The following is an 11,667-nucleotide window of genomic DNA, read 5'->3' on the forward strand; positions in this document are numbered from 1 at the left end:
GCTTGAGGCGCGCCGCCCGCGCGTGTCAAAGTCCGCCCGGATTCGAAAATGCATGAAGGAGAAAATCATGGACGTCCGCGCCGCCGTCGCCGTTCAGGCAGGAAAACCGCTTGAAGTCATGACCGTGCAGCTCGAAGGCCCGAAGGCCGGCGAGGTGCTGATCGAGGTGAAGGCGACCGGCCTCTGCCATACCGACGATTTCACGCTCTCGGGTGCCGATCCGGAAGGCCTCTTTCCCGCGATCCTCGGCCATGAGGGCGCGGGCATCGTCGTCGATGTCGGCCCGGGCGTCACTTCGGTGAAGAAAGGCGACCACGTCATTCCGCTCTATACGCCGGAATGCCGGGAATGCCCCTCCTGTCTCTCCCGCAAGACCAACCTCTGCACCGCGATCCGCTCCACCCAGGGCCAGGGCCTCATGCCGGACGGCACCTCGCGCTTCTCGATCGGCAAGGACAAGATCCACCATTACATGGGCTGCTCCACCTTCGCGAACTACACGGTCCTGCCGGAGATCGCGGTTGCCAAGATCAATCCGGACGCGCCCTTCGACAAGGTCTGCTATATCGGCTGCGGCGTGACCACCGGCATCGGCGCGGTCATCAACACCGCCAAGGTGGAAATCGGCGCGACCGCCATCGTCTTCGGGCTGGGTGGCATCGGTTTGAACGTCATCCAGGGCCTTCGCCTCGCCGGCGCCGACATGATCATCGGCGTCGATCTCAACAACGACAAGAAGGCCTGGGGCGAGCGCTTCGGCATGACCCACTTCGTCAACCCGAAGGAGGTCGGCGACGACATCGTGCCCTATCTTGTCAACATGACGAAGCGCGGCGCCGACCAGATCGGCGGGGCCGACTACACGTTCGACTGCACCGGCAACACCAAGGTCATGCGCCAGGCGCTCGAAAGCTCGCATCGCGGCTGGGGCAAGTCGGTCGTCATCGGCGTTGCCGGCGCCGGCCAGGAAATCTCCACCCGTCCGTTCCAGCTCGTCACCGGCCGCACCTGGATGGGTACGGCCTTCGGCGGCGCGCGCGGCCGTACCGACGTGCCGAAGATCGTCGACTGGTACATGGAGGGCAAGATCGAGATCGATCCGATGATCACCCACACCTTGGCCCTCGAGGACATCAACAAGGGCTTCGAGCTGATGCACGGCGGCGAAAGCATCCGAAGCGTCGTGGTTTATTGAGGCCCTGTGATTCGCCGTCCGGAGCGGCCCATCGGCGCTCCGGATCGTGCGAAACCCCGCTCTCTCGCGGGATTTCGCGCCGCGCTTGCAATTCCGGCAAGCGCATCTATCATCCCATTGTTCCAACAAACGGGGGCATCCCAGATGTACAAGTTCGAAATCTACAAGGATAAGGCCGGCGAGTTCCGTTTCCGCTTCAAGGCTCCGAACGGCCAGATCATGTTCTCCTCCGAAGGCTATTCGGCCAAGTCTTCCGCCGTCTCCGCCATCGAATCCATCCAGAAGAACGCCCCCGGCGCGACGACCGACGATCAGACGGTGGCCCTCGCCTGAGTGATTTCCCCTCCCTTCATGCTTGCGACATACTCTCTCGAGCCGCGATCGACTTGAACATGCCCGGCATGTGTCATACGCGGCATTGATGTGATGCGTGCCTGAGGGACAGTGGAATGATCTATGTCGATGCTGATGCCTGTCCGGTCAAACCGGAAATCCTGAAAGTGGCCGAACGTCATGGCCTTGAAGTGACGTTCGTCGCCAATTCGGGCCTTCGGCCATCCCGCGATCCGATGGTGCACAACGTCATCGTTTCCGCCGGCTTCGACGCCGCCGATGACTGGATTGCCGAACGTGCGGGCACCGGCGATATCGTCGTCACGGCGGATGTGCCTCTGGCGGTCCGCTGCGTCGCCAAGAGCGCGCTCGTAACGGGTCCCAGCGGCCGTGTTTTCGACGACACGAATATCGGCATGGCTTCCGCCATGCGGGATCTCGGCGCGCATCTGCGCGAGACCGGCGAAAGCAAGGGCTACAATGCCGCCTTCACGGCCCGCGACCGATCCAAGTTCCTCGAAACCCTGGACAGGCTTTGCCGCCGCGCCAAGTCCGGCACCTGAGGAGCCCGGACGATGAACGCGCTGTGGCAAAGATTGAGGCATCAGCGGCACGGTCCTTTCTACGCCGGCACCGTCACCGCGCTCATCTGCCTGCCCTTCCTGCTTTTCTACCTGCCGAGGCTCGCTCCCGGCCTGACCGTGGTCGTCTTCTTCCTGATCTATCTCGGGCTGATGGCGGAGCGCATTCCCCGGCTCACCCCATCCCTTCTCAAGCGGCGCGCCGAGCGCGATGACGAACCCGCCCCCGTCATCCTCGCCGTCACCCTTCTGACGGTCGTCACCGCCATCATTTCGCTTTTCAGCGTCCTCAATCGCCAGCTCCCCGCCGGCCCTTTCGAAATCGTCATCGCCTTCGTTTCGGTGGCGCTCGGCTGGCTCACGATCCACATCATGTTCGCAATGCACTACGCCCATCTCTACTGGCGTCCGGAACCGGCCGCCGACGGCACGGGCAAGCGCGGAGGGCTGACCTTTCCCAAAACCGCCGACCCCAGCGGCTGGGAGTTTCTCTATTTCGCCTTCGTCATCGGAATGACCGCCCAGACTTCCGATGTGGTGATCACGACCACCGCGATGCGCCGTGTCAACATGGTGCATGCGGTCGTATCCTTCTTCTTCAACACCGTGCTCGTCGCCGCCTCGGTCAATGCCGTCGTCGCGCTGGCGGGCTGATATGCAAGGGAATTTCCGATGAAGATAATTTCGCAAACCACCGCCTTCGGCGGAATGCAGGGCGTGTTCGCGCATGATTCCGAAGCCTGCAATTGCGAGATGACCTTTGCCGTCTTCGTCCCGCCCAAGGCGATCAAGGAGCCCTGCCCGGTTCTCTGGTATCTCTCCGGCCTCACCTGCACCCACGCCAATGTCATGGAAAAGGGCGAGTACCGCCGGTTGGCTGCCGAACTCGGCCTCGTCATCGTCTGTCCGGATACGAGCCCGCGCGGCAACGACGTGCCGGATGAACTCACCAACTGGCAGATGGGCAAGGGCGCGGGCTTCTATCTCGACGCCACGGAAAAGCCCTGGGCGGAAAACTACCGGATGTACACCTATGTCACCGAGGAGCTTCCGGCCCTCGTCCGTCAGCACTTCCGCATCGACATGGGGCGTCAGGGCATCTTTGGTCACTCCATGGGCGGTCACGGCGCCATGACCATCGCGCTGAAAAATCCTGAGCGCTTTAAAAGCTGCTCCGCCTTCGCGCCGATCGTGCAGCCCTCGACCGCCGACTGGTCGGCGCCCGCCTTCGAAAAATATCTAGGTTCGGACCGTGCCGCATGGCGGCAATACGATGCCTGCGCGCTGGTCGAGGACGGCGCCCGCTTCCCGGAATTCCTGATCGACCAGGGCAAGGCCGACGGATTTCTCGAAACCGGTCTGCGTCCCTGGCTGTTCGAGGATGCCGTCAAGGGCACCGATATCCGCCTGACGCTCAGAATGCACGAGCGCTACGACCACTCCTACTATTTCATCTCGACTTTCATGGACGACCATCTCCGCTGGCACGCGGAGCGGTTGGGCTGACAGGGATTTAAGGAAACAGAGCCGTCGCGAGCGTCGTTCCTCCCCGCTCCTTCAGCCGGAATTCCGCCGCGATGCGCCGCGCGATCCTTTCCGCCAGAAGCGTGTCGCCATCCGTCCGGTCGAGCGCGAAGGCGGAAGCCTTGAAGCTGCCTTCGGCAATCGGTTCGCCATTGCCAACCGAGATCGCCTCGACGATCACCTTCGCCTCATGCCGGCCGCCGATAATGAGCGGCATATAGGCGGTATGGTCGATCCGGACTGCCAGGATTGTACGCGGCAAGGATACCTGCCTCACGGTAGCGCTGATTGCTTCTTCGACCAGCCGGTCGGTCTCCGCCACCAATTTGTGTGCGACATCCGCCCGCGCCGTCACGACGGCGCCACGTACATCATAAAGCAGGTTGTCCGCCGGCATGTTCGCCTGTTCCATCCGGAACGACATCAGCGGCAGGACGCAAGACAGGATAAGAAAGGAACGCGAAATACAACGGCACATCGGAAAATCCGCAAGAACGGCTTTTCCGAATGTTCCCAGATCGGGGTTAGAGAAGAATTAAGCGGCAGCCCTCAGCGCCGCGAAGACCTTCACCGCCGCCAGCATCTCCTCATGCCGCTTGGCGCGGCGATGTTCCGCCTCCGCATCGATGCCCCAATGCTCGTTGGTCCAGTCCTCGTCGAGATGTGCGAGCGTCCAGGCCTCTTCGGCCGTGATGCGGCCTTCGGCAAAGGCAAGTGCAAGCAGGGCGGACCCCGTGAGCGTCGTGATGGTGTGCAGGCAGGCAAGCGCGATCGGCGTGCCGTACTTCCCGAGCGTCACCGCTAGGGCGGCGATCGCCTCCTTCGGCTGCTCCTGCGGCATGATGCCCTCTATCAGGATGAAGCGTGCGCCGCGCTCGTTCGCCGCCCAGTCGATGATGGGGTCCCACTGTTCGTTCTGCCGGGCGACCAGGTTTTCCGGCCCTTCTGCCCGGTAGCAGAGCATATCGCTTGCGGAGAAGCGCAGAATATCCTCGAAAACGGCCTGCGTGTCTGCGGCCACGCCATCGATCGCCGTGTTGACGAGCCGGGTCACCGGCATGGTGGCGGGGTCGATCACATCCGTCTGAGCCGCCCATTCCTCGCGCAGCAGCTCGGCAAGCGCGGCAGTCGGCACGGCAAGCGGCTTCTTCGCCGGGGTCTTGACCGCGCGGCCGTCGAGCTGGACGGCATGGCCCTCCTCGCTCTCCGCCACCGTCACGTCCTTGTAGAAGCGCTTCGGCAGCGGCTTCTGCATCTGGATCTGCGCCCGCCGTGTCGGGTCGGCATGGCTCAGCACTTCGGATGGATCGGGGAAGATGTCACGCATGAGAATGTTCCCGGCCGATATGGCTCAACAGCTCGCTCGGATGGTGGACGATCGCGTCGGCACCGGCTTGTCTCAATTCCTCGACCGAGGCATAGCCCCAGGAGACACCGATCGCGGTTGCACCCGCAGCCTTTGCCATCTGCATATCGTAAATCGCGTCACCGATGACAAGAGTGTCGGCAGGTTTCATGCCCGTCTCATCGCAGCATTCCGTCACCATGGCGGGGTGCGGCTTGGAGGGGCAGTCGTCCGCCGTGCGGCCCACGACGAAATACTTGTCGAACCCGTGCGTTTCCATGACAAGCTTCAGCCCGCGCCGCGACTTGCCGGTGACCGCGCCGATCAGCAGATCCTCGCGCGGCCCGATCGCATCGATGACCTCGCGGATGCCGGGAAACAGCGGCTCACGAAAATCGAGATCCTGCCGCACGACAGTGAACAGCGACTTGTAATAGGCCATCATCTCGATCGCCTCGTCGTCGACATGCTCCTTGCCGTCCATGCGGGCGATCGCGATATCGAGGGTGAGCCCGATGATCGACTTGGTCGCCTCGAATGTCGGTTCGGGTTTGCCGAACTGGACGAAGGTGCGACGCATGGTTTCGTGGATCAAACCGGCGCTGTCGACCAGCGTGCCGTCGCAATCGAAAAGCACCAATTTCATCAGTCGTCGTCTCTCAATCCATTTTCCATGTCGAACCCCAAAAGGTTCCAGCTCTGCACCATATGCGGCGGCAGCGGCGCCGTGACCCTCAGCCGCCCTCCGCTCGGATGCGGAATGTCGATATGGCGGGCATGAAGATGCAGCCGCTTCTGGATGCCCCCCGGAAAGGCCCAGTTGTGGTCGTCGTCGAAATATTTCGGATCGCCTATGATCGGATGGCCGATATGCAACGCATGGACGCGAAGCTGATGGGTGCGCCCCGTATAGGGCTCCATTTCCAGCCAGGCGAGCGTCTGCGCCGCCGTCTCCAGCACGCGATAGTAGGACACCGCATGATCGGCGCCCTCTTCACCATGCTTGGCGATGCGCATGCGGTCGCCATCCGGCGTCTGCTCCTTCACCAGCCAGGTGGAAATCTTGTCCTCGTGCTTACGCGGCACGCCCTTCACCAGCGACCAGTAGGTCTTCTTTGTGTCGCGTTCCCGGAAGGCGGCCGTCAGCTTCTGCGCCGCCCCGCGCGTGCGGGCGATCACCAGCACGCCGGATGTATCGCGGTCGAGCCGGTGGACGAGGCGCGGCTTCTCGCCCTTCGGGCTTATCCACGCGTCAAGCATCTGATCGATATGGCGCGTCACGCCCGAGCCGCCCTGAACGGCAAGCCCGGCCGGCTTGTTGAGAACGATCACCTTGTCGTCCTCGTGCAGCACCATGCGCTGCAACAGCTCGTAGTCGCCCGCATGCTTGAGGTCCTTGCCTGCGATCGGCCCGGCCTTCTTGGCATCCACGTCCATCGGCGGAATGCGCACCGTCTGTCCGGGCTGCACGCGGGTGTCGCTCTTCACGCGGCCGCCATCGACGCGCACCTGGCCGGACCGCAGCAATTTCTGCAATGCCCCGAAACCGAGGCCGGGATAATGCACCTTGAACCAGCGGTCCAGGCGCATGCCTCCCTCGTCCGCCCCGACGCGGATATGCTCGATGCCTGACATCAAAGCTCTTTCGTTATCTAGAAGGTTTGTGCGGTCCTTAGAACATTACCCGCCCGAGCGCCAGTCCGCCGAAGACGGCGCCCAGCGAAACGGCGATGCTCGCACCGATATAGACCGCGCCGATCAGCATCGCGCCGCGCTCGAAGAGCGCCACGATATCCAGCGAAAAGGCGGAAAAGGTCGTGAACCCACCGAGGAACCCGGTGATCAGCAGAAGCCGCATTTCCGGCGAGGCATTGAACCTGCGGACGATGATTTCCGCCAGCAGGCCGATCATGAAGGAGCCTATCACGTTGACGGCGAGCGTTCCCCACGGAAACGCAGCTCCCAGGTGGCGGAGCGTCCAGAGGCCGACGAGATAGCGGCAGACGGAACCTATGGCCCCGCCGAGGGCAACGAGCAGAATGTGGTTCATGGAACCCATGTAAGCCAAAAAGAAAAAAGGTGAAATCGATAAAATGCCGGCTTTCCGGTTAAACGGTGAACAAACCGCGGCGGCTTACCTTCTCCCGAATGGAGGAAGGATTGCTATGACGCTGGTGGTGAGTGTTTCGGCCAATACGGCTGCCTATGCGGCGGAAACGCTGCGGCATGTCCGTCGCGTATCGATCAAGGATCAGGTCGCCGATACGAAGGCCGATGCCGATCGCAACGTGCGCCGGGCCGAAAACGTCAGCGATCCCGCGGCCCCCGGCCTCGTTCCTCCGGCCGCGGTCTCCATCGACGTCCTGAGTTCGGGCCGCCAGCCGCAGCAGCAGACGACGTTGCGCCAGGCCGAAGCCGCCTATCGCGAGCTGGATTTCTGAGCCTTCGCTATCCCCGCTCGCCGGCAAAGCGAAGTGGCAACCCGTCGAACCGCTTGATCTCCTTGAGAACGAAGGTCGTCTGCATTTCCTTGATGCGCGGCAGCCGCCGGAGCGTCGACATCGCGAAATCCGCATAATGGTCGAGGTCGGGCGCCACCACCTGCAGCAGGAAATCCGCGTCCCCCGCGATACTGTAGCAGGCCACCACCTCCTCGAGACCGATGACCTCCGCCGCGAAGGCTTCGGCCTCTTCGGCGCTGTGGCTGTCGATCTTCACGCGGATGAAGGCCAGCACACCGAGCCCCAGCGCCCGCCGGTCGAGCACGGCGCGATATCCCTGAATCACGCCGTTTTCCTCGAGCTGGCGCACCCGTCTCCAGCTCGGAGAGGTCGAAAGCCCCACCCTTTCCGAAAGCGCCTGGTTGGTCAGGCGGCCATCCTCCTGCAGGGCCTCCAGGATTCGCAGATCTACCGGCTCAAGCTCATTTCCCACAATCGTTCACCTTTCAAGCCGTGATTTCTGGTAGAAACTACCAAACTTGAGGCGCAGAGAAAACGAAAAGGCAGGATCGTCCCGAAGATCGGCTGTAGTTTCAGGGGCCAACCCTCACGGAAGCTATCCAGATCCCCATGAACATTGCCATGAACGACGACATCCGCCTCGCGATTATCGTGAACCCTGCCCTTTCCCTCGGCTTTCTCGCAAATACGGTCGGCGCCGTCTCCATCGGCCTCGGGGCGAAGCTGCCGCTTCTTGCCGCCCGGCAACTGACGGATCGCGATGGCCGCGCCATCGATATCAGCTCGAACCACCCCGTTCCCATCCTCCAGGCCGATGCGGATGCGATCCGCTCGATCATGCTGAAGGCGATCGACTATCCCGAGCGGCGTTCGGTCGTCGCCTTTCCGGCCTTCGCCCGCTCGCTCCACGATTACCGGGAATACGAGGCTACGTTCCCGGATCGGAACCTGACGGCGGAAACCATAGACGGTCTCGGCATCGCCGGACCGGCGAAATGGGTGAAGTCGCTGACCGGCAGCCTCAAGCTCTTGCGTTAAACAACAAGCTCTTGGGCTCAATATGAAAAAGGGCCGCGATCGACGCGGCCCTGTTCCTGTTCAGTTATGCTGGTGCCCGCCGGGTCCGGCCGCTTCCACCGGCAGCACGAGATCGACGCTGCCGGCCTTTTCGAATGTCAGCGTCAAAGGCACGCTTGCGCCCTGCTTGAACGGCTCCTTCACCTTGATGAACATCAGGTGCAGGCCGCCCGGCGTGAGTTCAACCGTCTTGCCGGCCGGAACCGGAATGCCCGTTTCCAGCTTGCGCATTTTCATCACCTGCCCCTGCATTTCCATCTCGTGCAGCTCGACGGTGCCGGCGATGGAGGAGGATGCGGAGACCAGAACGTCATCCTCACCGCCGTTGTTCTTCACGGTGAAATAGCCGCCGCCGACCGGCTGGCCGGGCAGCATCGCCTTGGTGAAGGCGCCCGTCACTTCGATATCTCCGACCTTCACCGCTTCCTCATGGGCAGGAGCGGTGGCGGCGTGATCCCCATGGCCGGCGTGTTCGCCATGCCCTTCTTTCGCCTTGGAGGCGACTTCGATCACCGGAGCCGGGCTTTCCAGCGAATGCGGATTGACCCCTGCTGCGGCAACCTCATCCCATGCAACCCTGCCATCGGTTCCGCAAAGCTGAACGGTCGGGAACGCCAGCGCGGTGCCGGCTGCCACGCCCGAGATTTTGCCGCGAACGACGAAGGTGTCGTAATAGGCATCCGGCAGGTCGCCGTTCTTCCAGCGGATCTCCACCGGACCGGACGTCACCTTGTCGCCATGGTCGTCATAGGTCTTTGCGTAGTCGCCGGAGATGACCTCCAGTTCCCAGCCGGGCTTCGGCTGCGGCTTGGCGAGTATGAAGCCTTCCGGCAGCTTGATCTGCACCTCGGTTGTTGCCTTGCCGTCGCAGCCATGCGGCACCTGCAGCGCCGCCACGACATAGCTTTCCTCGGTCGCAGACGACTGGGTGAAGGTTGCGTGCGCTTGAGCCCCGGCAATGCCGGCGGCGGCGAAAATGCCCGTCAGGGCGATCGTGTTGATGGTCTTCATCGGATGTCCTCTTCCGGCAAAGGCGCGTTTCGGCCATCGATCCGGGAATGATGTGATGCGTTCGGGTAAAGCAGTCAGGCCGCCGGCGGCGGCGCGCGGGAGTTTGGCCGGATGAGCGATCTTCCGCCAAGGATCGGCGCCTCGCCCGTCAGCGGGCTGAAAAGGGACGCCTGTTTCCGTGCAAGCCAGGCCTCGTCGCTCGGCGGCGGCAGGATGATCGAGCCGGCGAGCAGGCAGGCTTCGCAGACCGGCTTTGCAGCGGGTAACTCGCGATGCCCGCCTTCGGTGCAGATCTCCGCGAAGGTACCGTCCGGCAGCCGGTAGGCCTCGTCATAGGAGGCAAGCGGCGCGGCGGCGATGACCGGCTGATGGGCGAATCCAAGCGATAGCAGCACCGCTGCGCAGAGAATGCGCAAAAGCTTCGCCGCTGTCTTCATTCCACCCGTCATGCCCTCACCTGTTTGACCATGCTCCGATACCGCAGTTCCGGGGCAAGCGCAAAAGATGAATTGTCGCGTCCTCTCTTCCTTCGCCTTGAAGCGACGCGACGAAAATCTTGCTGACAGCGACATTTGGCTCTTGCCAAGCGGATACCCTCGCCGATAATGACGGCCAGCCCGCTGGGAGAAGCCGCTTCGATGCGGTGCCGAAGGAGCAACCGCCCCGGAAACTCTCAGGCAAAAGGACCAGCAGGCAACCGACAGGACTCTGGAGAGAAGCCTTCGCAAGGAAGGCTCGCCGAAGGGATAACAATCTCAGGCGAAAAGGACAGAGGGGGCTCGAAACCGGCGCTTCACCGCGCCTGAAACTGAGCCGGCGCGCCGTTCGATATTGGGCGCCAAACCTGGAGGCGTCCCCTTGGACGATAAGACCAACGATCCGACCGTCCTCAAGAAAACCCCGCTTCATGCGCTGCATGTTTCGCTCGGTGCGAAGATGGTGCCGTTTGCGGGCTATGACATGCCGGTGCAATATCCGGCCGGCGTGCTGAAGGAGCATCTTCAAACCCGCGCCGCCTCCGGCCTGTTCGACGTCTCCCACATGGGCCAGGTGATCGTCAAAGCAAAGTCCGGCGCCTATGAGGATGCCGCGCTCGCCCTAGAGAGCCTCGTTCCGGTCGATATTCTTGGCCTAAAGGAAGGCCGCCAGCGTTACGGCTTCTTCACCGATGAGAACGGCGGCATTCTCGACGATCTGATGATTACCAATCGCGGCGACCACCTGCTCGTCGTCGTCAACGCAGCCTGCAAGGAAGCTGATGTCGCCCATATGGAGGCGCATCTTTCCGGCTGCGACGTGACGTTGCTTGAGGATCGCGCTCTTCTCGCCCTTCAGGGTCCGCGCGCCGAGGCGGTGCTGGCCGAATTCTGGCCGGACGTCGTCGACATGAAATTCATGGATGTCTCTGACGCCAGCCTCCACGATGTTCCGTGCATCATCTCCCGCTCCGGCTATTCCGGAGAAGACGGTTTCGAAATCTCGGTTCCCGCCGAAAGCGCCGAACAGATCGCCAAGGCTTTCCTTGAAGATCCGCACTGCATGCCGATCGGGCTCGGCGCGCGCGACTCGCTGCGCCTCGAAGCCGGTCTTTGTCTCTATGGCAACGACATCGACACCGATACTTCCCCGATCGAGGCAGCGCTCGAATGGGCGATCCAGAAGGCTCGCCGCGCCTCAGGCGCCCGCATGGGCGGCTTTCCCGGCGCTTCCCGCATCCTCGATGAATTGACGAACGGCACTTCGCGACGCCGCGTCGGTCTGAAGCCCGAAGGCAAGGCCCCTGTCCGGTCGCATGCCAAGCTCTATGCCGATGCGGAAGGCCGCCGGGAGATCGGCGAAGTCACGTCCGGCACATTCGGTCCCTCGGTCGAAGGCCCGGTCGCCATGGGCTACGTGCCGACCGATTTCGCTGAAGCCGGCACACAGGTTTTCGCAGAGGTGCGCGGCAAGTATCTGCCCGTCGCCGTCGCCGCACTTCCCTTCATCACACCGACTTACAAGCGTTAACCACATGGCCAGAATTGCCCCTCATCCGGCTGCCGCCACCTTCTCCCCGTCGAGACGGGGAGAAGGACGCCTGCCGCGAACGCCCGCCTAGTCCCCTCTCCCCGCTTGCGGGGAGAGGGTTAGGGTGAGGGG

Annotated in this window: 16 protein-coding genes and 1 riboswitch; of the genes, 8 read left to right on the forward strand and 8 right to left on the reverse strand. The window is 62.7% G+C overall.

Annotated features, from left to right (window positions below; genetic code table 11):
• Positions 1-67 precede the first annotated feature (67 nt).
• The 5 genes from LCM4573_RS11135 to fghA all read left to right on the forward strand — a co-directional run bounded on the left by LCM4573_RS11135 (position 68) and on the right by fghA (position 3,615).
• Positions 68-1,195 carry an S-(hydroxymethyl)glutathione dehydrogenase/class III alcohol dehydrogenase gene (locus LCM4573_RS11135; RefSeq protein ID WP_071006593.1) on the forward strand — a complete coding sequence of 376 codons (1,128 nt, stop codon included), beginning with the start codon at positions 68-70 and terminating at the stop codon, positions 1,193-1,195.
• A 144-nt stretch (positions 1,196-1,339) separates the two neighbouring features.
• Positions 1,340-1,528 (forward strand): YegP family protein, encoded by a 189-nt coding sequence (locus LCM4573_RS11140; protein WP_071006360.1) that lies wholly within the window; start codon positions 1,340-1,342, stop codon positions 1,526-1,528.
• A gap of 116 nt (positions 1,529-1,644) precedes the next feature.
• Positions 1,645-2,091 carry a YaiI/YqxD family protein gene (locus LCM4573_RS11145; protein WP_071006361.1) on the forward strand — a complete coding sequence of 149 codons (447 nt, stop codon included), beginning with the start codon at positions 1,645-1,647 and terminating at the stop codon, positions 2,089-2,091.
• Between the two features lie 12 nt (positions 2,092-2,103).
• Positions 2,104-2,763 carry a DUF1345 domain-containing protein gene (locus LCM4573_RS11150; RefSeq protein ID WP_071006362.1) on the forward strand — a complete coding sequence of 220 codons (660 nt, stop codon included), beginning with the start codon at positions 2,104-2,106 and terminating at the stop codon, positions 2,761-2,763.
• Positions 2,764-2,781: 18 nt separating this feature from the next.
• The gene (gene fghA, locus LCM4573_RS11155) at positions 2,782-3,615 is read left to right on the forward strand and encodes an S-formylglutathione hydrolase (protein WP_071006363.1); all 834 of its coding nucleotides are present in this window, start codon (positions 2,782-2,784) and stop codon (positions 3,613-3,615) included.
• Between the two features lie 7 nt (positions 3,616-3,622).
• Here the strand turns inward: fghA and LCM4573_RS11160 are convergent, their stop codons facing one another.
• The 5 genes from LCM4573_RS11160 to crcB form a co-directional block, all read right to left on the reverse strand.
• Positions 3,623-4,030 carry a hypothetical protein gene (locus tag LCM4573_RS11160; RefSeq protein ID WP_131818955.1) on the reverse strand — a complete coding sequence of 136 codons (408 nt, stop codon included), beginning with the start codon at positions 4,028-4,030 and terminating at the stop codon, positions 3,623-3,625.
• A 138-nt stretch (positions 4,031-4,168) separates the two neighbouring features.
• Positions 4,169-4,960 carry an ATP12 family chaperone protein gene (locus LCM4573_RS11165; protein WP_071006365.1) on the reverse strand — a complete coding sequence of 264 codons (792 nt, stop codon included), beginning with the start codon at positions 4,958-4,960 and terminating at the stop codon, positions 4,169-4,171.
• A complete protein-coding gene (locus LCM4573_RS11170; RefSeq protein WP_071006366.1) occupies positions 4,953-5,624 on the reverse strand; it encodes an HAD-IA family hydrolase in 672 nt (223 codons plus the stop codon). Before LCM4573_RS11170 ends, LCM4573_RS11165 begins: the two co-directional genes overlap by 8 nt.
• Positions 5,624-6,613 carry an RluA family pseudouridine synthase gene (locus LCM4573_RS11175; RefSeq protein WP_071006367.1) on the reverse strand — a complete coding sequence of 330 codons (990 nt, stop codon included), beginning with the start codon at positions 6,611-6,613 and terminating at the stop codon, positions 5,624-5,626. Before LCM4573_RS11175 ends, LCM4573_RS11170 begins: the two co-directional genes overlap by 1 nt.
• A 37-nt stretch (positions 6,614-6,650) precedes the next feature.
• Entirely contained in the window at positions 6,651-7,028 is a 378-nt protein-coding gene (gene crcB, locus LCM4573_RS11180) for a fluoride efflux transporter CrcB (protein ID WP_071006594.1), read from the reverse strand.
• A 115-nt stretch (positions 7,029-7,143) separates the two neighbouring features.
• Here crcB and LCM4573_RS11185 point away from each other — a divergent pair, with 115 nt between their 5' ends.
• Complete coding sequence (locus LCM4573_RS11185; protein WP_071006368.1) at positions 7,144-7,419, forward strand: hypothetical protein; 276 nt, start codon at positions 7,144-7,146, stop codon at positions 7,417-7,419.
• Positions 7,420-7,426: 7 nt separating this feature from the next.
• On the opposite strand, the gene LCM4573_RS11190 is transcribed toward LCM4573_RS11185, so the two are convergent.
• Complete coding sequence (locus LCM4573_RS11190; RefSeq protein ID WP_071006369.1) at positions 7,427-7,912, reverse strand: Lrp/AsnC family transcriptional regulator; 486 nt, start codon at positions 7,910-7,912, stop codon at positions 7,427-7,429.
• Between the two features lie 149 nt (positions 7,913-8,061).
• Here LCM4573_RS11190 and LCM4573_RS11195 point away from each other — a divergent pair, with 149 nt between their 5' ends.
• Positions 8,062-8,478 (forward strand): DUF2000 domain-containing protein, encoded by a 417-nt coding sequence (locus LCM4573_RS11195; protein WP_071006595.1) that lies wholly within the window; start codon positions 8,062-8,064, stop codon positions 8,476-8,478.
• 60 nt (positions 8,479-8,538) lie between these two features.
• On the opposite strand, the gene LCM4573_RS11200 is transcribed toward LCM4573_RS11195, so the two are convergent.
• Entirely contained in the window at positions 8,539-9,528 is a 990-nt protein-coding gene (locus LCM4573_RS11200; RefSeq protein ID WP_071006370.1) for a copper chaperone PCu(A)C, read from the reverse strand.
• A gap of 74 nt (positions 9,529-9,602) precedes the next feature.
• Positions 9,603-9,977 (reverse strand): hypothetical protein, encoded by a 375-nt coding sequence (locus LCM4573_RS11205; protein WP_071006371.1) that lies wholly within the window; start codon positions 9,975-9,977, stop codon positions 9,603-9,605.
• 162 nt (positions 9,978-10,139) lie between these two features.
• Positions 10,140-10,227: riboswitch (glycine riboswitch) on the forward strand.
• A 159-nt stretch (positions 10,228-10,386) separates the two neighbouring features.
• On the opposite strand from LCM4573_RS11205, the gene gcvT reads away from it, so the two are divergent.
• A complete protein-coding gene (gene gcvT / locus LCM4573_RS11210) occupies positions 10,387-11,535 on the forward strand; it encodes a glycine cleavage system aminomethyltransferase GcvT (RefSeq protein WP_071006372.1) in 1,149 nt (382 codons plus the stop codon).
• The last annotated feature ends 132 nt before the right edge of the window (positions 11,536-11,667 follow it).

The organism is Rhizobium sp. LCM 4573, assembly GCF_001854865.1.
In the GTDB taxonomy this organism is placed as follows: Bacteria; Pseudomonadota; Alphaproteobacteria; order Rhizobiales; family Rhizobiaceae; genus Neorhizobium.